The organism is Microbacterium sulfonylureivorans (assembly GCF_003999995.1).
Taxonomy (GTDB): Bacteria; Actinomycetota; Actinomycetes; order Actinomycetales; family Microbacteriaceae; genus Microbacterium; species Microbacterium sulfonylureivorans.
In genome coordinates, this window is record NZ_RJAD01000001.1 from 842,143 (window position 1) to 860,358 (window position 18,216).

Sequence of the window (18,216 nt, forward strand, 5' to 3'; positions counted from 1 at the left end):
CTCATCCTGCCTTCACGATGAACTCGCGCCGCAGCGCATCGGTGTGCTCGCCCAGCCGGGGCGCGCCCGTGGGGTTCTTGATCGGCTCGCCGTCGAATCGCAGCGGCGAGCGCGTCGTGTAGATCGACACCGGATCGCCGCCGTCCAGCGCATCCCGATCGACCCGCTGGGCCATGTCGAGCGCGGTGAAGCCTTCGTGCTGCACGAGCTCGGGGAGGCTGAAGACGGGGGCGCACCACACGTCGGCGGCATCCAGGATCTCGAGCCAGTGCCCGGTCGTCTCAGTGGCGAGATGCGCCGCGAGGGATGCCGTGATCTCGGCCTGCGCGGTCCACCACGTGTCGGGATCGACGTACTGCTCGAGGTCGAGTCCGATCAGGCGGCCGAGGTCGGGAACCGACGTCATCGCGATGGCCAGGTACCCGTCGCTCGTCGGATACGTGCCGTACGGCGCCTGGAGGAATGCGTGGGCGGCGTTGCGGGGTCCGCGCTTGACCACCACCGACGGGTCGGTGAGATGCGCGCTGACCAGCTCGAACTGCAGGTCGAGCATGGACTCGAGCAGGCTCACGTCCACCCGGCCGCCCTCACCGGTTCGCTCGCGGCGCAGCAGCGCCGCGGTCACGCCGTGCGCGATGTGGATCGAGGTGATGATGTCCGCCAGTGCGATGCCCACCGGGATCGGGGGATCCTCCGACGACCCGTTGAGCCACGGGAGTCCCGAGATCGACTGAGCGAGGAGGTCCTGCCCGGGGCGATCCTTCATCGGGCCCGTCGCGCCGTAGCCGGTCGCGCTGGCGTAGACGATGCCGGGGTTGATCTCGCGCACCTGCTCGTATCCGAAGCCGAGTCGCTCCATGACGCCGGGGCGGAAGTTCTGCACGATCACGTCGGCCCGTTCGATGAGGGCGCGCACCTCGTCGCGATCGTCGGCGACCTTGAGGTCGGCGGTGAAGCTCTCCTTGTCGCGGTTGGCGATGTGGAACGAGAGCGTGTCGCCGTCGCGCTCGATACCGCCGAACGCGAGCCGTCGGCCGATGTCGCCGCCCTGGGGGCGCTCGATCTTGATCACGCGTGCGCCGAGGTCCGCCAGTCTGGTCGTCGACAGCGGGCCGGCGAGGAACTGGGTGAAGTCGAGGACCAGGATGCCGTCGAGCGGCAGGGATCGCTCGTGCGTGCTCATCAGAACTCCAGGCCGTAGACCGAGGCCGCCGTGCCCCAGCGGACAGCCTCCCGCTCAGCCTCGGTGCGGCCCGAGATCACCTCGAGCTGCGCGTTCCAGACGCGCGTGAGGTCGCCGGCGAGGATGATGACAGGCCAGTCGCTGCCCAGCATCGTTCGGTCGGCCGTGAAGACCTCGAGCACGTGGTCGACGTACGGCTGCCAGTCGGCGGCGGTCCACTCGGCGCCGGACGCCGTGTTCAGGCCCGAGATCTTGATGAAGACGTTCGGGAGGGCGGCGGCGGCGCGGATCTGGGTCGCCCATGGCTCCCACGCGCCGGAGGCGATGTCGGGCTTGGCCATGTGGTCGATCACGATCTTGAGATCGGGATGCCTGCCCGCGAGCTCCGGCACGAGCTCGAGGTGCTCCGCGGTCGTGGCCACATAGTCGAGTGCGAGACCCCGGGGCGCCAGGAGCGAGATCGACTCGGCGACGTCGTCCCGGAGGATCCACCGGGGGTCTTCGTAGGTGTGGGTGAGCGCGCGCACGCCCTTGACGTACGGCGACGGCGCGTAGAGGTCGAGGGCTGCCTCGGCCTCACCGGGGCGGTCGAGCGGAACCCAGCCGACGACGCCCTTCACGCGCTCCTCGCGGGCGGCGACGCTCAGCATGTAGAACGTGTCCTCGTATGTGTCCGCCGCCTGGACGAGCACCGTGGCGCTGATGCCGACCGCGTCGGCCTCGTCCGCGATGTCCTCCGGACCGAAGTCGGCGTACAGCGGGCCGTACGCCGGCACGATCCAGTCGTACGCTCGCTCCGACATCATCCACAGGTGCTGGTGGGTGTCGACCACTCGGGTCGCCTGGTTCGGATCGGTCATCGGAGTTCTCCTTCTTGTGAGGGCGATGCGGCGACTGTTCGCCGGTCGACGATGTAGAGCTTCACCAGTGCGAGCACAGTCTCGCCGCGCTGGTTCACGACGTCGAGGCTCTCCTCGACGATCCCGGCGTCGGCGCGCTTGGCGTGATCGCGCGTGGCGACGATGGTGGCGCGCCCGCGGATCGTGTCGCCGATGAGCACGGGACGGACGAACCGCACCCGGTCGTAGCCGTAGCTCATCGCCTTCTCATTGATCTCGCCGGCGAGCATTCCGACCGCCATCGAGAGGATGAGCGTGCCGTGGGCGATCCGCTGACCGGACGGGAGGGACTTCGCGAACTCGGCGTCGACGTGGTGGGGGTAGAAGTCGCCGGTCTGGCCGGCGTGGGCGACGATGTCGGCCTCGGTCACGGTCCGGCCGAAGCTCGTCCGCTCGGTTCCGACGACATACTCCTCGAAGTACGTCATGCGACGGGCTCTCTCAGGTGGAGGTCCGCGAGCGCCTCGAGTCGGTCGATGGCCCCGGGCGCGACCCGGCGCTCGACGAGGCAGTCGTGGACGATGTGCGACATCGCCAACTGCATCTCGGGCCAGCCGAGCCGGCGCGGCCGGATCCACGCCCCTTCCAGAGTGCGCAGCGTGTTGCCGAAGAAGTTTCGGGTGAGGTCGTTGAGCGCCGCGCTCTTCCATGCTCGGAGGTTTCCCGGCTGACCCCCGCCCACCGTGTACGAGCCGACCTGGGCGCCCGCGCCGGCGAGCGTGACCGCGACCGCTGCGGCGAGCTCGGGATGCTTCGTGGCCGACGACACCGCGACGCCGGCGCCGCCGAGAGTGGCGCCGGTGGCGCGCCCGTCGTAGGACGCGATGTCGTCGTACGCCAGCTCGTGCGGCCGGAAGCCCGGACGCGAATAGTTCGTGTAGCCGTACAGCGCCACCGCGTGGCTGAAGTCGGACTCGGTCGAGAGCACCTCTGCGACATCGATCGGGTTGGCGTCCTTGCACCAGGAGGGGACGACAGCCGCGAGTTCGATCATCGTGTCGAGAGCGACGGCCGCGGCATCACCGTCCAGGAAGCGATCGGGCTCGGCGAGCGGGGCACCCAGCTGCGCCAGCAGGGTGGCGAAGGTGCTGAAGGCGTCGACGGGCTTGTACGGCCACAGCATCCTGCCTCGACGCGCGATCTCGAACACGTCGTCCCAGTAGACGGCTGCGCCATCGGCGAGGTCGGGCCGGAAGGCCGAGACCTGCGCGGCGGCGTCGACGGCGAGCGCCCACTGCCGACCTCGATAGAGATAGGAATCGTGCGACCCGCCGACGCTCTCGCGCTGCAGCGTCGCCAGGGTCTCGGCGTCGAGGAGCTCGTCGAGCGGGATGATCGCATCGCTGTGGACGGCGTCGGGGACGTGCGGGTGGTCGATCACCATGACGTCGTAATCGGAGGCGAACTCGCCGATGAGCTGGTCGCCGAAGGCCAGGAGCGACCGGGCCTCCCATTCCACACGGACACCGTGGAGCTCGGTGACGAGTTCGTCCGATGCGCGGAGGCCATCGACTCCCCGCGGGTGATCCCAGGTCATGCCCTGCAGGACGATCGGTGTCGTCTGGGCGTCTACGTTGTCACTCATGATTCGAAATCCTATATTAAAACGGTTTACCAAACAAGGTTTCCCGCATATTGTGCTCCGAATCCTGTATCCTATTTGAAATCGCTGCGGCTACTCCCCCTCCGCGCGAGGAAGGAATGCTTCGATGACTGACGGACTGCAGGGCTTGATCGCGGTGGTGACCGGCGCGGCTTCCGGAATCGGCCTCGCCACCGCACGACGCCTCCACAGCGAGGGCGCGCGAGTGATCGGACTCGACCTGGTGCCCGGCGCCGTCGACACGTTCGCGACCTGGATCCGCTGCGACGTCGGCTCGGCCGAAGAGGTCGAGAAGACGTTCCGCGAGGTCGCCGACCACGTCGAGCGCATCGACATCCTGGTGAACAACGCGGGCATCGGCGCCGTGGGAGACGTCGAGTCGGCCGTCGAGGACGACTGGGTGCGTGTCTTCAACGTCAACGTCATGGGCGTCGCGCGCGTCTCGCGGGCCGCGCTCCCCCTGCTGCGCAAGAGCTCACACGCGTCCATCGTCAACATCTGCTCGATCGCCGCGACCGTCGGACTTCCCGACCGTGCGGTCTACAGCGCCAGCAAGGGCGCGATCCAGTCGATGACCATGGCGATGGCCGCCGACCATGCCCGTGAGGGGATCCGCGTCAACTGCGTCAATCCGGGCACTGCCGACACCCCTTGGGTGAACCGACTCCTCGATCAGGCCGCCGACCCTGCTGCCGAGAAGGCGCGGCTCTCCGCCCGGCAGCCCATCGGGCGCCTGATCACGGCGGACGAGGTCGCATCGGCCGTCGCCTACCTCGCGAACCCGGCCCAGGCGTCCACGACGGGCATCGCTCTGGCCGTCGACGGCGGAATGAACGGGCTGCGCCTCCCCGCCTGAACTCGATTCTCGCGGCCCGCGCGTTCAGTCACGCGAATACAATAGGAAATGCGCCAGTGTGGTAAGGCTGACCGCAGGCCCCACCGGGGCGACGAGCCTCAGGAGTGATGCGACGATGACGAACAATGCAGCAGCCACCGGTGGAGTTCGCCGACCCTCCCGCTCCGTTCTGTCGGACGAGACCCACGAAGCGATCCGCGGGATGCTTCTCGATCACAGCATCCAGCCCGGCGAGCACATCAACATCGATGCCCTCGCCCGGCAGCTCGACGTGTCGCAGACGCCGGTGCGCGAAGCCCTCGCACGCCTCGAATCCGACGGCCTCGTCGTCAAGCGAGCGCTGCGCGGGTACAGCGCGACCGAACTCCTCACGGTCGACCAGATCGACGACCTCTTCCAGTTCCGCGCTCTGATCGAGCCCTGGTCCGCAGCCCAGGCGGCCGAGCGGCATTCCGACGAAGACGCCGCCGCGCTCTCGGCGGAGATCGAGACGGGGCGCGGCACCAGCAAGCTCGAGCTGACCGAGGCGTACGCGGCGATGGCGGAGCACGACGAGCGGTTCCACAAGCTCATCGCGCGCATGTCGGGCAGCGAGTTCGTCGAAGAGGCGTTCATCCGCACCCACTGCCACCTTCACCTCTTCCGCCTGTACCAGGCGGGTCAGGCAGAGGTGCGCGACTCCCCCGACTCCGAGTTCGTCGACACGCTGTTCAGCGCGTACTACGAGCCCGAGGGCGGATTCCTCGCCGTTCGGGAGCACGCCGCGATCGCCGACGCGGTCCTGTCCGGCCAGGCCAACGCGGCCTCGGCGCTGATGCTCGACCACATCCAGTCCTCACGCCGGCGCTTCTCGCCGACGCTGAACGCCATCGCGAGCTAGGCGAACTGCGGGAGCGGGGCTGCGGCATCCAGATAGCCCTCGCTCACCAGCTCCGCCCAGAGCGCGTCCGGGACGGCCTTCTCGAACAGCGAGGCATTGCGCTCGACCTGCGCGCGCGAACGGGCGCCGAGGCAGACGGTGGCGATCGCCGGATGCCCCCGCACGAACTGCGCAGCCGCGACCGGCAGCGTCACCCCATGGGCCTCGCAGATCTCCGCGATTCTGTTCACGCGCTCGACGATCTCCGGGGCGGCAGGCTGGTAGCGGTAGTGCGACGCGGCGGTGGCCCGTTCGGAGGCGAGGATGCCCGAGTTGAACACGCCCGCCGCGATGACCGAGACACCGCGCTCGAGCGCGACGGGCAGCAGATCGTCGAGCGCCGGCTGGTCGAGCAGGGAGTAGCACCCTGCTGCCATGACGACGTCGAGGTCGGTGTTGCGGATGAAGTCGGCGAGCATCTCGGACTGGTTCATCCCGGCCCCATACGACCGGATCACCCCGGCCGCACGCAGTTCCTCGAGGGCGGGGAAGGCTCCGTCCATCGCCTCCCGGTAGTGATCGTCGGGATCGTGCACCAGCACGATGTCGATCCGGTCGAGCCCGGACCGGCCGAGCGAGTCCTCGATCGATCGGAGCACGCCGTCGCGCGAGTAGTCCAGGACGCGGATGCGGTCCTTCGGCACGTCGAAGCCCTGGTCGTCCGTCTCGCCGGGAAAGGCGTCGGTGTCGACGATGAGCCGGCCGACCTTCGTCGACACGATGAACTCGTCACGTGGCCGCTCGGCGAGCGCGGCGCCGAGCCGCTCCTCGGCGAGCCCGAGGCCGTAGTGGGGCGCCGTGTCGAAATAGCGGACGCCCGCCTGCCACGCGGCATCGACCGACTCGGCCGCGTCGGCGGCCGACACGGCGCGGTAGAGATTGCCCAGCGCCGCGACTCCGAAGGAGTGCGATCCGACCGTCAAACCCGCTCTGCCCAGGGGCCTCATGGCCGCTCCACTCATGTTGCTCCGCCCAGACATCGCCGTGCTCGCCCTCAGTCGAGGTGGAAGACCTCGGGGATCGCCTTCCACCACTCGCCCTCGGCACGGTCGTCGAGCGGCCGCTGCAGCGGCTTGCAGGCATCCCACCACTGCTGGGTGATCGGATCGGCGGCCATCGCGGCCATGTCGCCCTCGAAGTCGTCTCCCGCGTACTCCATGTAGGAGAACAGAAGATCGCCGTGGCGATAGATCGAGTAGTTCACGACGTTGCTGGCCGTGAGGCGCTCGAGCACTGCGGGCCACGCATCGGCGTGGAGCCGCTCGTACTCGGCGCGGTTCTCGGGCGGCAGCCCGATGACGGAGGCGAATCGCTGCATCGCGAATCCTTTCCTATAGGACATACGATTCGACATGGTACACCGTTCTTGCCCGGCTCGACAGCGAAAGCGAGAGCGTTGGCTCGGGACCTTCGGCACTACCCGGCCCGCTCGAGTGGGCCTCAACTGAACATGGGGGATCACCCAAGCGTGCTCCATCGACGCACCATCGGAAGGCGGCTCGCCATGACGACAACGGAGAATGCGACCATCGCGGCGAAGACGGCGGCGGACGCAGCGGCTCAGGCGGCGGAATCAGCAGCCCACGCGGAAAGCGCAAAAGACGAGACCGAGAAGCTCGTGCGAGAGGCGACGGCACTGATCGCCAAGGCCGAACAGGAGACGGATGTCACGATGGCGCGGCTCCTCGTGTGCCTGGAGAGCGCAGCGCACTGGGCCGAGGAGATGCCGAAGTACGCAGCCCGCGAGAAGCGGAAAGGCAACGGCTGGGCCATCTCGTCGGGGGCTCTCGCAGCGCTGACCGGCCTCGCCGTCTGGCCGCTGATCAACGAGCAGACACCCCCTCTCGTCGCTGCGGGGCTCGTATCGGCCATCGCGTTCGCATCGGCGATCTGCGCACTCGTGCTCAAGGTCAATCGGTACACCGAGATGGCCGAACGCGGACAGGAGTTGGCGGGCCTGTACGGCCAGGCGCTCGGGCTCCTTCTCGACCTGACCGTCGCGGACGGGACGATCGATCAGCACAAGGCGCACGCCGCGGTCGCCGTGTTCCAGCAGGCGAAAGTGAGGAAGGACAAGCTCGACCGGAATCCGCCTCGCGGAGGAAGGGGAACGCCGCAGCGGCCCGACTTCGCGCACAGCCTCAAGAATGCGCGCGATATGGTCGCGGTGGCTCGGGAACAGCAGTCGGCGGCGAAGGCATCGGCGGCTGACGCAGTCACGCGGTAACCGGAGGACTGCTCGCGCGTGCGACGACCGAGCTGAGCGAGCACGGCGACGGCGCCGTCATACGGCTGCATCGATGACGAGCGCTAACCGGGTCGCTTCGCCGGCTCGGAACAGCCTGCACCACGTCGGCGTCGGGCTTCTCGCCGCCCGCGTGACGTCGGAGATCTGTTCCGCGAGCAGGCCCATCTCCTGCGGCGCTGTCACGGCGTGCCGGATGGCCGCGGTCTCTGCGAGTCGCGTGCGCAACAGGCGTCTGACGACCGGGACGAGAATCCACCGAGGCAGAAAGCGGACGAGGAGAAGTCGGGTGGGTGTGAGCCTGTGGCCCCGGTCCTGCAGAGCTCGCCAGAGTTCCCGCGCCGCATCCACCAACTCGCGCACCAGGTCCGGGCGCTCGGCGAGCGATGACCCCGAAGCCCGCGCCGAATAGATGGCGTAGGCGACAGGTGTCACCCAAGCGGCGTGGTACTTGTACCAGGCGTCCATGTTCCGCTCGACCGCCACAGGGAACCCCGCCGATCGAAGCGCGGCGCGGGCTGCGCGAATCCTGGGGGTCTCGGAACCACCGGGTTCGCCGATTGTCGTGGGTTGAAGCAACCTCGGCAGGACGACGTACTTCACGGTGTCCCCCTCCCTGTACCCGCCCGCGCCGGCAAAGCCCAGCATCAGCCGCCCCGCCCCAACCGTTCGCGAGAGCGGCTGGTAGCCCGCAGGATTGTTGACCATGAACAGGAGGCTTCCGCTTGCTCGATGCTCGGCGAGGTGGCGGGCGGCTTCCGCCAACTGGTCGCCTCGGACGAACACGAGCACCAGATCGTAGGGGGTTTCGGCGCCTACCACCCCGATCACCGGAACCCGTACCGTCTCCTTCACTCCGGTCGAGGCACGCTCAAGCTGGACGCCGTCCGCGGTCAGCACCGCAAGCCGGTTTCCCCTGGCGAACAGGGTGACGTCGTGACCCGCCTCGTGAAGGCGGGCGGCGTAAAGGCTGCCCAGCACGCCCGCGCCGAAGACCAGGATTCTCATGAGCTCGTCCTAGCCGACCGATGCGGAGTGCTCCCGCAGTTCAACCGAGCGAGACGTCGTGCGGTTCCGGGGCAGGTCGGGCATTCGGATGTCGCGGATTCTGAGCGCCCTGGCCACGACCGTCTCCTTCGTGTTGCCACCAGCGTGGCGGTGCGGCCGGTGAGGCAAGAGGACGAAGGTCCCACCTCGATGCGCCCCCGCATCCCCGACCGCTGCGAGTACTCCGAGGAAAGACTGCGGGACTGATGCGCTCAGCCTTCATTCGGGCATGGCCGAAGACGATCTGCCGTCTTGCCGGTCACGCGCTCAGTTCGGCGAACGCCTGTCTCATGCCGGTGGCGAACGCCGCGCCCGGAATGTGAGCGGCATCGAAATGGATGCCGCACGACAGCCGCCCCGCGTAGGAGACCGCCGCCACGCCGCACCGGACGTTGGCCGCGAGCACCGCAACGGGCCAGATCGCCGCCACCGGAGCGCCGCCCAGGCGGAGCATGCCGCTCGGTCCGGGCACGTCCGTGACGAATCCCGCGACGAGTCGCTGGTGCCTGCCGAAGCCGTCCATGATGCGCGCGCCGATCGGGCCGCGCATGAGCTCCAGCGTTCCGAGCGCCCTCGCCTGGGGCTTGTCCCGCGTCGTCTGGAGGGCGATGAGCCGTAGGCGTCGGTCGGTGTCGGGCTCACTGAGCGGCAGACGCACGAGCATCACTCCGACCTGGTTCGCCGACCGATCGCGCCGCCTGAGTCCGACCGGGACCGAGACCGTCAGCCAGTCCGGAACCGGCTCACCCACGGCCGGCAGCAGCGCCCGATACCCGGCTGCGACCGCGCAGAGGAGGGCATCGTTCACCGTGGCGCCGACCGTGCGTGCGTGCGATGCCAGATTCGCGAGATCGCAATCGACCAACTCGACGCCGTGAGTGGCGCTGCGGCGCCCGAGAAGGACGGTCCGCCCCGCACGGCGATGGATGAAGGTCACACGGATGCGGTGCAGATTCCCGCGCCATCGACGGGCAGCGCTGAGTGGGGTGCCGAGCGATGTCTCCGGTGATCTGCCGTGCTCGGGTCGGGGGACGGACGGCACCGGCGCGCTCTCCTCGAAGAGCTGCCGGACGATCGCGACAGCCGCGATCCCGTCGGCGATCGCGTGATGGATGCGAAGCACCATCCCGTTCCTGTCCGCGCTCGCACCCGGGACGATCAGCAGCTCCCACAGCGGTCGATCCATAGGGAGGGGCGTGTCCATGAGCGCGGCGCAGACGCGCTCGAGTCCGGCGAGACCCTCCACCGCGGGAGCGAGCCGGACGTGGTGGTCGAGGTCGGGGGCGACGTCCGTCCACATGTGCCTGCGGCCCACAGGGACAGCCACGCGCCGCAGTGCGGGGAGAGTCGCGATGCGGGTGCTCACGGCGCGACGCAACAGATCCATATCCGGGATGCCGCGGGCACTGAGGAACCCACCGGGCCCGAGCAGCCCGGCGATGAGGAAGACATTCACCTGGCCGGCATGGTCAAGGGTCAGATTCGCCTCGTCGGCGGCGGCGAGCCTCGTTCCCGGGCGCAGTCCAGCACCTGCGCGGCGGGATGGCGTGGAGCCCATGCCACGATCCTCGGCCCCCAGACCCTGGAGGCTGAGGCCGAAGGTCCTGGCCTGGCGCTACACGATCGTATGTGAGCCGGGTTGACCCTGACGCTGCGTCAGACCTGCACGACCTCGACCGCGAACTGGACCGGCATGGCGCCGGTCGGGATCGTCCGGACCCCGCCGGCGGCAGCACCCAGCGAGCGGGTCGAGGTCACAGGATTCGCGCCGGGGGTCACCTCGCTGAGTGGGCGTGCGATGACCCCCGGCTGACGGCAAGACGTCAGCGTGTGCCGGCGCCGAGGGCCACAGGGGCTGCGGAGCTCGCGGCGGTGACGATCACGTCGGCGACGGTGCGGGCCTGCGTGATGAACAGGGCATGACTGCCGGGCACGTTGGTGATGTCGGCGCCGATGCGGCTGGCCATGTGCTGCAGCATCGCCTGATCGAAGGCCCTGTCCTCGGTGGCGATGACGGCCCAGCTCGGCTTGTCGCGCCACGCGGCCGCGCTGACCGCTGTGCCGAAGACGGCCATGTCGATCGGAACCTGACTGTCGGCCATGAAGGCCGCGTCGGCGTCGCTGACATCGGCGGCGAACCCTGCCTGGAAGGCGTCGCGGTTGATGTAGCCGTACCCGTCGTCGCCGACGTCGATGACGAAATCGGGGGTTGGCGCGAATCCCTCGTACTGCTGAGCGGTGGTCTCGCCGGCGTCGGGGGCGAGCGCAGACACGTAGACGAGGCCGGCGACCTTGGGGTGCACACCTGCTTCGGTGATGACCGTGCCACCCCACGAGTGGCCGACCAGGATGGCGGGGCCGTCCTGGAGGTCGAGGACGCGGGTGGTCGCGGCGACATCGGCCTCGAGAGAAGTGAGCGGGTTCTGCACGATCGAGACGCGGTAGCCGCGCGCCGTCAGCAGCTCGTATACCCGGCGCCAGCCGGATCCGTCCGCAAAGGCACCGTGCACGAGGACGACGTTCTTGATCTCTTCGGTGGACATGACTCTTCCTTCCAGATTCGGCTCCGCAGAGCCGCGCGGGTTGCGTTAGGAGGTGTAACACCGGTGATACGCAATATATTGCACATTAGATTTCAAGCCGCAGTACGCGTGTCGACTTGCCATCAGCCCCTCGCGGAAGCCGAATATATTGCATGCCGATTCCACAGAATGCTCCAGGGGTGGACCGCTCACTGCTGCGGGATGACGTCTTCCGCCGACTGCGCGATGCCATCGTCGACGGCACCTTCCTCCCCGGCGAGCAGCTGAGAGACGCGGATCTCGCCGCGTGGCTCGGGGTGAGTCGGACGCCGGTGCGAGAAGCCCTGCTGCGTCTTGGCACGAGCGGGCTGGTGGTCGCCAGACCAGGCCGATCAACGACGGTGAGCACCATCGATCCGAAGGCAGTCCGCGATGCCCGTGATGTCGTGGCCGCAATGCATGTGTTGGCTGTTCGGGAGATGGCAGGGAACCTCACGGACGCTGAGGTGGAGCGCATGAAGGATGCGAATCGCCGGTTCGCGGCGGCGCTGAGCGCGGGCGACATCGGCGCGGCGATCGACGCCGACGAAGAGTTCCACCGGGTTCCGGTGACGGCACTCGGGAATGGCGCGATCGCGTCGGTGCTCGATCAGTTCGGGCCCGTGATCCGCCGTGCGGAGCGCGCCCGCTTCGCCGCGGACGGGCAGGCATCCCGCGAACGGCACGAGCAGCTCATCGCGCTGCTGATCAGCGGTGACGTCCAAGGGGCGTCAGACCTGACCTTCGATACGTGGCACACGCTGTCTGTCGACGACGACTCGTCGGCCGCGCAGAGCTGACCCGGCCGACCTCTCGAGGCTGGGCTGCGACGCACTGCTTCTGTCGACCTCTTTTCCGCAAGCATCTGCTCAGCCCATGCCAGATCAGTCGCTGAGGGTGACATGATCGACCATCAGATGACCCCAGTCCCCCGTCGCGTCGTCAAGGATCTGGAAGTGCGCGGTGCGCCCGGCGAATTCGCGCACGTCCCATTCCACGTGCCGCAGCGAAGCCGAGTCGGCCCCGGTCGCCGTCCGCACCGGGATTCCATCGATGAGCAGTTGGACGGATGTCGCCGGCTCCACGCCGAGCGCGTGTTCGCCGCCGCCGATAAGGAAGTGGACGAAGTTGCGGTCGATCGCGAATGGCGGCGAGGTGATCGCCCCTGTTGCGGCATCCCCGCCACCGGCGAAGGTGTCCGCCGTCCGCGATCCGACCTGGCCCGGGAGCGCGGACGACGAGGGAGCTGCCGCCGCGAGGCTCCCGGTCGCTGTCCAGCCGTCTCCCCACGTCGTGCCTTCGAAGTCGCCGAGGATCCTCGCGGGGCGCTGCACGACGCTGCCGTATTCGGTGATCGAGAGGTCGTGGAACGTCGCCGCCCCGTCGGAAGTGTAGAGCGCGATCCCCTCGTCGCCCGGTGGCGCGAACACCTGGCTCGAGTGGACGAACCTGCCGTCGTCGACGAAGAGCTCGATGGTGGTGCGGTCGACGAGGATCCTCAGTCGCACCGTCCCGGCCGCGCCATCACGCGGGGTCCGGCTCTCCGTCTTCCACGTTCCGGCGGGGTAGCCGGTCTGACCCCGATTGAGGTACGCGTAGCCCGCGGTCGCACCGGCGTCCGCGTGGCGCGATCCATCTGCCGATCGACGCAGCTGAAGCCCGACGTTGGTGGCGGTGTCCCATGTCACCGTGGTCTCGAGCTGGTATGCGTCGCCTTCGTAGGCGAGTGGCAGGAATCCGTCGACCGTCACGTCGCCCAGATCCACGCGGCTCGTCCGGATGTCCTGCAGCGCGTCGAGCGGTTGAGAGACGAGACTGAACGTCGACCCGTACCTCTTCAATCGGATCTCTCGAGTGATCGAGTCGGTGCCGTTGAAGCCGTCCGCATCCCAGGTCGGCGTCGAATGCGCATAGTCCCAGTTGTTCATCCACCCGACGGCGTACCGCCGATCGAGCGGCGAGGCAGGATCCTCCCATGTCACGGCGCCATACCAGTCGAATCCATGGTCCAGCCACTGGGGTGCGGCGTGGTCGGGCGAGAACGCGGTGCCGTCGAAGGAGCCCGTCCAGTATGCGAAAGTGGCCGGCTCGTTGGTGGCGTACCCGTTCGCACTGACCCCGAACACCCATTTGACCGTTCCGTCATCGGCGCGGATCTGAAACAGGTCGGGGCACTCGATCGTGCCGATCCCGGTGTTGACGTACTCCCATGTCCGCGTCCAGGTCTTGAGGTCCGGTGAGGTGTAGAAGCTCACCCGATCGCGTTCGGCGATCAGGGCGATCCACTGGCCACGGTCGGCGTCCCACACCACCTTCGGGTCGCGAAAGTCCCTCCGGCCGTCGTTGGGGATCACGGGCTGGTCGCCATGCGGTCGGAAGTTGCGCCCGCCGTCGGTCGAGTACCAGAGGAACTGGGCCTGAGGACCGGATGCCGTCGCCTGCTGCGCGAGCGTCGGGTGATCCATCTGGGTGACGAGCATGACCACGGCACCGGCCCCGAACCCGGCGGTGTCGGTGTGGTCGACGACTGCCGAGCCCGACCAGAGGTCGTAGTTCGCGTTCGTGTTCTTGGGTGCGGCGATGCCCTGGTCGGCGAAGAGCACACCGTCGTAGCTCGTCGCCAGCCGCCATGCCGTGCCGAAGTTCGCGGACGGGTCAGCGTCGTAGTCGCCGTTGTAGAGGTAGTAGTAGTTGAACTTCCCGTCGACGTGGACAGGGCGCTGGGGATCGTTCTTCCAGTCGTCGGGCACGGTGAAGTGATACTGGGCGCGGTACTCGTCCGGTGACCCGACCGCCGAGGCGTCAGCCGAAACGGGCGAGACTGCGCCGCCCGCCACGCCGGCGGACAGGCCGATCGCTGCCATTGCGGAGGCGCCGATCAGGGAGCGCACGTACTTCAGAGGGATAGCTGACGTCATCGTCATCCAATCTGCTGGCTGTCTGTCTGTGCCGGGCTCGCGCCATCACGAGCCCGGGTTCGCTGAGCCCGGCGACTATTCGTCGTGATCCACGATGAGCCGGTCCCCCTCCCACCTGACCGGCATCGGGTCGGTGACTCCCCCGACGAACGTCCCGTCCTCGCCGATGTTGCGGAACGCGAAGAGCAGCCACCGTCCGTCGTCCCGCCGTCGGAGGAGCCGACCGACGTAGAGACTCTCGTCGGTCAACGGGTACGCGGCGGCGACATCGAAGGGCCCGAGCAGGGACTGGGCCGGCATCGCCCACGTGCCGCCCGCCTGCCCCTTCCGGCCCTCGGTCGCGTGCTCGTCGAGGCACGAGAAGATCAGAACGGGTCTTCCGTCGACCACTTCCACCTGAATCACCTCGAGCTGGCCGAAGCCCTCGGCACTCGGTGCGGTGAGCGGTTCGCGCAGCTCCCAGTTCCGGAGGTCGGCCGACCACGCGTGGCCGATGACACCGCGCCCGTCGACTGGGCCCTCGGGCGCGCGCGCGGTGATCAGCATGTGCCAGCCACGGCCGTCCGGGTCGGCGAACACCCAAGGATCACGGAAGGCCTCGTCATGCCACGCGCCGCTGTCCAGTGTCTCGTACCACGGGCCGCGCGCTTCGAGCACGGGCGTGCCGGACTTCGTCCAGGTCTCGAGGTCCGTCGACGTGGCGTACCCGATCCGCTGGATGTTCTTCCCGTCCGGCGCGAGCGACGAACCCGTGTAGAAGAGGAACCACGTGCCGTCGGGATGCCGCACCACCGACCCCGTCCACGTGGCGAGATCGTCGAACGATGGAGCGTCGCTCCGAACGAGAGCGTCGGCGACCTGCGTCCATTCGACGAGGTCGGCCGACACGGCGTGGCCGACGGACGCACGATAGTGGCGCGCCTCCGGATCGTGCAGCGCTCGGGAGGCGTAGAGGAAGTAGAGGTGGTAGCGGTCGCCGTCGTCGGTGAACCAGAAGTCCCATACCCAGGAGCCGGGGAGGTCGAACAAGAGTGTTCCTTCATCTCGTCGGCACGGTTGTCCGTGTCGGTGGGTCAGTGGTGGCGGGCGGGTTCGCGCCGCGCGGCGGATCGGCTCAGCGCGCTGCACCCGCCAGTTCGGCGAAGTGGGGAGGATCGGCGCCGGGTCGCGACACTGTGATCGCCGCCGCGCGGGCAGCGCGGGTGAGGATCGCCTCGAGGGTTGCCGGTGGGATGCCGCCCCCCGGCCGTCGCAGGGCTGCCCCGACTCCGTCAAGAGCCGCCACCCCGTCGATGAGCGCCCCCATGAACGTGTCTCCGGCACCGACGGTGTCGACGACCACGGCATGCTCGCCGGGAATCCGCGTGACACCATCCCGTGTCACGGCGAGTGCGCCGTCGGGCCCGAGAGTCACGACCACCAGCGAGGGACCGCGGGCCAGCCACTCGAGAGCCACTTCGTCGAGATCGCGCCCAGGCTCGAGCCACCGCACGTCGTCGTCGCTCGCCTTGACGATGTCCGCCAGGCCGATGAGCTCACCGACCCGCCTCCTCACCGACGCCGGATCACTCACGAGGACGGCGCGGATGTTGGGGTCGTAGGTGATCGATGCCCGCTCACGCACGGCGCGGACCAGTTCCAGCACCTGAGTCGCTCCCGGCTCGAGCACTGCGGCGACGGAGCCGACATGCACGAGATCAGCCGACATCACGATCGCAGCATCGAGTCCGTCGAGGTCCCAGTCCAGATCGAACCGGTAGTCGGCGGCTCCTGCCTCGTCGAGATGAGCCTCGGCGGCGGAGGTGCGGAGCGACGCGACCGCCACCACGGTGACGTCCGATTCGTCCAGCCACGCCAGTATCCGGGAACCGCGATCGTCGTCTGCCAGCCTGGTGACGAGCGTGGGGGCACGGCCGAGTCGCCCGAGCGTGAGCGCCACGTTCGCCGGACTGCCGCCGGGAGCCTCGTCGACGTCACCCGACTGGCGGTGCACGACGTCGACGAGCGCCTCTCCGATCACGACGATTCGGGCGGCGTCCTCGCCCGTCATCCCTTCACTCCGCTGGCTGCGATGCTGCTCACGAACGCACGCTGGAAGATGAGGAAGACGATCAGCACGGGGAGGGTGATGAGCGACGTGTAGGCCATGACCTCGCCCCAGGCGGTGTTGAGCTGGAAGAAGTACTGCATGCCGACCATGACCGGGCGGAGCTCCTCCTTCTGGACGACCATCAGCGGCCACAGGTACTGGTTCCAGGCGGGCAGGAACGTGAGGATCGCCACGGTCGCGAACGCCGGACCGGAGAGGGGCACGAGGATGCGGCGGTAGATCGTGAACCAGCTGGCGCCGTCGATCCGCGCAGCCTCGTCGAGCGATTTCGGGATCGTGGAGAAGTACTGCGTGAAGAGGAAGATCGAGAACGCATTCGCGATGAACGGCACGATCTGCACTTCGTAGGTGTTCAGCCAGCCGAAGTCGTACTTCGGCACGCCGCCTTCGACCACGAGCGTCGGAAGCTGCGCCACCCAATAGACCATGGGCACCGCGATCGTCTCGAACGGCACGATGAGCGTGGCGATCACGAGCGCCAGCACGACCAGTCGTCCCTTCCACTCCAGCCTCGACAGGGCGAACCCCGCCATGGAGTTCACGATCAGGCCCAGCCCGACGGTGAGGACCGTGACGAGCACCGAGTTGAACATGAACTGCGCCACGGGGACCCGGTCGAAGACGCCGAAGTAGTTGTCGAGGCTGATGTCGCCCACCGGCAGGAACGCGTTCACGGAGTCGATGTCCTGGAGGATCTGGCTGTCCGGCTTGAGGCTCGAGACGAACATGAACACGAGCGGGAACAGGAAGATGACGCCGAAGAGCGACATCGCCACGTACAGCAGGATCTTGCCCCGCAGACGGTGCGACTTCTCGCTGGCGACGGGCATCCGTGCCGAGCGTCCCGTGCGCGGCCGCGCTGTGGTGAGGGTTCTGGTGGCGGACATCGGTCAGTCCTTCTCTCGCGTCAGGCGGCGCTGAATGAGCGCGATGATGAGCACGGCGACGAAGAAGATCAGCGAGATCGCGGCGGCGTAGCCGATCTCCTGCTGCTCGTAGCCCTTGCGCACCGCGTAGTAGACGATCGTCGAGGTGGAGTTCACCGGACCGCCCTGTGTCATCACGTCCACCTGCACGAACAGACCGAGCGCAGCGATCGTGATGGTCACGAGCACGAAGACCATCGTGGGACGCAGGCCCGGCCACGTGACGTTCGTGAACTGACGCCAGGGGCTGGCGCCGTCCATCTTCGCGGCTTCGTAGAGCTCTTCGGGGATCGTCTGCAGCCCCGACAGCCAGATGATCATGTGGAAGCCGACGGCCTGCCAGATCGAAAGCACGATGATGGCGCCCAGGGCCGTGTGGGGATCGTTGAGCCAATCGACGCCCGACCACGCCCCGAAGGTCAGTGCGTCGATCATCGAGTTGATCAGACCGTCCTGCTGGTACATGAACTTCCAGAGGATCGACACCACGACGATCGACGTGACGACCGGGATGAAGAAGATCACGCGGAACGCCGTGACTCCGCGCATCCGACGGTTCACCAGCACAGCCAGCAGCAGCCCGAGCCCCGCCTGAACCGGCACGACCACCAGCGCGAACACGGCGGTGTTCCCCACGGACTGGATGAACACCGGGTCAGCCGTGAAGGCGCGGATGAAGTTGTCGAATCCCACGAAGCGCGGCGGGTTCGGCGAGATGAGGCGCGCGTTCGTGAACGACAGCGTGAACGCGAGGATCACCGGGACGATGAGGAACAGGACCAGGAGGATGCCGGCGGGGGCGATCATTCCGAGCCCCGCCCACGTCTCGCGGCTCTTGATGGAGCGGAGGCGACGGGTGGCGCGCCGAGGCAGCTCGGCCGCGACCGTCGGGGGTGTGACAGTCATGAGGGGTCTCTCTGAGTGTGCGCCGGCGGGGGCGCGACGCCCC

18 protein-coding genes are annotated in these 18,216 nt (G+C 68.1%); 4 read left to right on the top strand and 14 right to left on the bottom strand.

Annotation, left to right across the window (positions count from 1 at the left end):
- Position 1: 1 nt before the first annotated feature.
- From EER34_RS03810 to EER34_RS03825, 4 genes are read right to left on the bottom strand one after another with little or no spacing between them, the layout of a single operon-like run.
- Positions 2-1,183 carry a CaiB/BaiF CoA transferase family protein gene (locus EER34_RS03810; protein WP_127473224.1) on the bottom strand — a complete coding sequence of 394 codons (1,182 nt, stop codon included), beginning with the start codon at positions 1,181-1,183 and terminating at the stop codon, positions 2-4.
- Complete coding sequence (locus EER34_RS03815; protein WP_127473225.1) at positions 1,183-2,043, bottom strand: amidohydrolase family protein; 861 nt, start codon at positions 2,041-2,043, stop codon at positions 1,183-1,185. Before EER34_RS03815 ends, EER34_RS03810 begins: the two co-directional genes overlap by 1 nt.
- Complete coding sequence (locus EER34_RS03820) at positions 2,040-2,510, bottom strand: MaoC/PaaZ C-terminal domain-containing protein (protein ID WP_127473226.1); 471 nt, start codon at positions 2,508-2,510, stop codon at positions 2,040-2,042. The genes EER34_RS03815 and EER34_RS03820 overlap by 4 nt, the downstream gene beginning before the upstream one ends.
- On the bottom strand, positions 2,507-3,667 hold the full coding sequence (locus tag EER34_RS03825; RefSeq protein WP_127473227.1) for an extracellular solute-binding protein: 1,161 nt from the start codon (positions 3,665-3,667) through the stop codon (positions 2,507-2,509). The genes EER34_RS03820 and EER34_RS03825 overlap by 4 nt, the downstream gene beginning before the upstream one ends.
- A 124-nt stretch (positions 3,668-3,791) precedes the next feature.
- On the opposite strand from EER34_RS03825, the gene EER34_RS03830 reads away from it, so the two are divergent.
- Positions 3,792-4,541 carry an SDR family NAD(P)-dependent oxidoreductase gene (locus EER34_RS03830; RefSeq protein WP_127473228.1) on the top strand — a complete coding sequence of 250 codons (750 nt, stop codon included), beginning with the start codon at positions 3,792-3,794 and terminating at the stop codon, positions 4,539-4,541.
- A 115-nt stretch (positions 4,542-4,656) separates the two neighbouring features.
- On the top strand, positions 4,657-5,421 hold the full coding sequence (locus EER34_RS03835) for a GntR family transcriptional regulator (protein ID WP_127473229.1): 765 nt from the start codon (positions 4,657-4,659) through the stop codon (positions 5,419-5,421).
- Here EER34_RS03835 and EER34_RS03840 read toward each other — a convergent pair.
- Both EER34_RS03840 and EER34_RS03845 read right to left on the bottom strand, forming a co-directional pair.
- Complete coding sequence (locus EER34_RS03840) at positions 5,418-6,407, bottom strand: aldo/keto reductase (RefSeq protein ID WP_127473230.1); 990 nt, start codon at positions 6,405-6,407, stop codon at positions 5,418-5,420. The genes EER34_RS03835 and EER34_RS03840 overlap by 4 nt on opposite strands.
- A 47-nt stretch (positions 6,408-6,454) precedes the next feature.
- A complete protein-coding gene (locus EER34_RS03845) occupies positions 6,455-6,778 on the bottom strand; it encodes an L-rhamnose mutarotase (protein ID WP_127473231.1) in 324 nt (107 codons plus the stop codon).
- 186 nt (positions 6,779-6,964) lie between these two features.
- On the opposite strand from EER34_RS03845, the gene EER34_RS03850 reads away from it, so the two are divergent.
- On the top strand, positions 6,965-7,687 hold the full coding sequence (locus EER34_RS03850) for a hypothetical protein (protein WP_127473232.1): 723 nt from the start codon (positions 6,965-6,967) through the stop codon (positions 7,685-7,687).
- A 57-nt stretch (positions 7,688-7,744) separates the two neighbouring features.
- Here the strand turns inward: EER34_RS03850 and EER34_RS03855 are convergent, their stop codons facing one another.
- From EER34_RS03855 to EER34_RS03865, 3 genes are all read right to left on the bottom strand, one after another.
- Positions 7,745-8,713 (bottom strand): ketopantoate reductase family protein, encoded by a 969-nt coding sequence (locus EER34_RS03855; protein ID WP_127473233.1) that lies wholly within the window; start codon positions 8,711-8,713, stop codon positions 7,745-7,747.
- 298 nt (positions 8,714-9,011) lie between these two features.
- Complete coding sequence (locus EER34_RS03860) at positions 9,012-10,310, bottom strand: wax ester/triacylglycerol synthase domain-containing protein (RefSeq protein ID WP_127473234.1); 1,299 nt, start codon at positions 10,308-10,310, stop codon at positions 9,012-9,014.
- Between the two features lie 265 nt (positions 10,311-10,575).
- Positions 10,576-11,295: an alpha/beta fold hydrolase gene (locus tag EER34_RS03865; protein ID WP_127473235.1), complete on the bottom strand. Its 720-nt coding sequence runs from the start codon at positions 11,293-11,295 to the stop codon at positions 10,576-10,578.
- Positions 11,296-11,447: 152 nt separating this feature from the next.
- Here EER34_RS03865 and EER34_RS03870 point away from each other — a divergent pair, with 152 nt between their 5' ends.
- On the top strand, positions 11,448-12,113 hold the full coding sequence (locus tag EER34_RS03870; RefSeq protein WP_127474273.1) for a GntR family transcriptional regulator: 666 nt from the start codon (positions 11,448-11,450) through the stop codon (positions 12,111-12,113).
- A gap of 84 nt (positions 12,114-12,197) precedes the next feature.
- Here EER34_RS03870 and EER34_RS03875 read toward each other — a convergent pair whose 3' ends face one another.
- The 5 genes from EER34_RS03875 to EER34_RS03895 form a co-directional block, all read right to left on the bottom strand.
- Entirely contained in the window at positions 12,198-14,237 is a 2,040-nt protein-coding gene (locus tag EER34_RS03875; protein ID WP_240642103.1) for a glycoside hydrolase family 32 protein, read from the bottom strand.
- Positions 14,238-14,306: 69 nt separating this feature from the next.
- Positions 14,307-15,260: a family 43 glycosylhydrolase gene (locus EER34_RS03880; RefSeq protein WP_127473236.1), complete on the bottom strand. Its 954-nt coding sequence runs from the start codon at positions 15,258-15,260 to the stop codon at positions 14,307-14,309.
- Between the two features lie 85 nt (positions 15,261-15,345).
- Positions 15,346-16,281, bottom strand: coding sequence for a carbohydrate kinase family protein (locus EER34_RS03885; RefSeq protein ID WP_127473237.1), 936 nt, complete (start codon positions 16,279-16,281; stop codon positions 15,346-15,348).
- Entirely contained in the window at positions 16,278-17,228 is a 951-nt protein-coding gene (locus EER34_RS03890) for a carbohydrate ABC transporter permease (protein WP_127473238.1), read from the bottom strand. Before EER34_RS03890 ends, EER34_RS03885 begins: the two co-directional genes overlap by 4 nt.
- A gap of 3 nt (positions 17,229-17,231) precedes the next feature.
- Positions 17,232-18,173, bottom strand: coding sequence for a carbohydrate ABC transporter permease (locus EER34_RS03895; RefSeq protein WP_127473239.1), 942 nt, complete (start codon positions 18,171-18,173; stop codon positions 17,232-17,234).
- Between the last annotated feature and the right edge of the window lie 43 nt (positions 18,174-18,216).

Coding starts and splice junctions, on each gene's coding strand:
- EER34_RS03810 (WP_127473224.1), bottom strand. CDS start 1,183: ATGAGCACGCACGAGCGATCCCTGCCGCTCGACGGCATCCTGGTCCTC.
- EER34_RS03815 (WP_127473225.1), bottom strand. CDS start 2,043: ATGACCGATCCGAACCAGGCGACCCGAGTGGTCGACACCCACCAGCAC.
- EER34_RS03820 (WP_127473226.1), bottom strand. CDS start 2,510: ATGACGTACTTCGAGGAGTATGTCGTCGGAACCGAGCGGACGAGCTTC.
- EER34_RS03825 (WP_127473227.1), bottom strand. CDS start 3,667: ATGAGTGACAACGTAGACGCCCAGACGACACCGATCGTCCTGCAGGGC.
- EER34_RS03830 (WP_127473228.1), top strand. CDS start 3,792: ATGACTGACGGACTGCAGGGCTTGATCGCGGTGGTGACCGGCGCGGCT.
- EER34_RS03835 (WP_127473229.1), top strand. CDS start 4,657: ATGACGAACAATGCAGCAGCCACCGGTGGAGTTCGCCGACCCTCCCGC.
- EER34_RS03840 (WP_127473230.1), bottom strand. CDS start 6,407: ATGAGGCCCCTGGGCAGAGCGGGTTTGACGGTCGGATCGCACTCCTTC.
- EER34_RS03845 (WP_127473231.1), bottom strand. CDS start 6,778: ATGCAGCGATTCGCCTCCGTCATCGGGCTGCCGCCCGAGAACCGCGCC.
- EER34_RS03850 (WP_127473232.1), top strand. CDS start 6,965: ATGACGACAACGGAGAATGCGACCATCGCGGCGAAGACGGCGGCGGAC.
- EER34_RS03855 (WP_127473233.1), bottom strand. CDS start 8,713: ATGAGAATCCTGGTCTTCGGCGCGGGCGTGCTGGGCAGCCTTTACGCC.
- EER34_RS03860 (WP_127473234.1), bottom strand. CDS start 10,310: ATGGGCTCCACGCCATCCCGCCGCGCAGGTGCTGGACTGCGCCCGGGA.
- EER34_RS03865 (WP_127473235.1), bottom strand. CDS start 11,295: ATGTCCACCGAAGAGATCAAGAACGTCGTCCTCGTGCACGGTGCCTTT.
- EER34_RS03870 (WP_127474273.1), top strand. CDS start 11,448: ATGCCGATTCCACAGAATGCTCCAGGGGTGGACCGCTCACTGCTGCGG.
- EER34_RS03875 (WP_240642103.1), bottom strand. CDS start 14,237: ATGACGATGACGTCAGCTATCCCTCTGAAGTACGTGCGCTCCCTGATC.
- EER34_RS03885 (WP_127473237.1), bottom strand. CDS start 16,281: ATGACGGGCGAGGACGCCGCCCGAATCGTCGTGATCGGAGAGGCGCTC.
- EER34_RS03890 (WP_127473238.1), bottom strand. CDS start 17,228: ATGTCCGCCACCAGAACCCTCACCACAGCGCGGCCGCGCACGGGACGC.
- EER34_RS03895 (WP_127473239.1), bottom strand. CDS start 18,173: ATGACTGTCACACCCCCGACGGTCGCGGCCGAGCTGCCTCGGCGCGCC.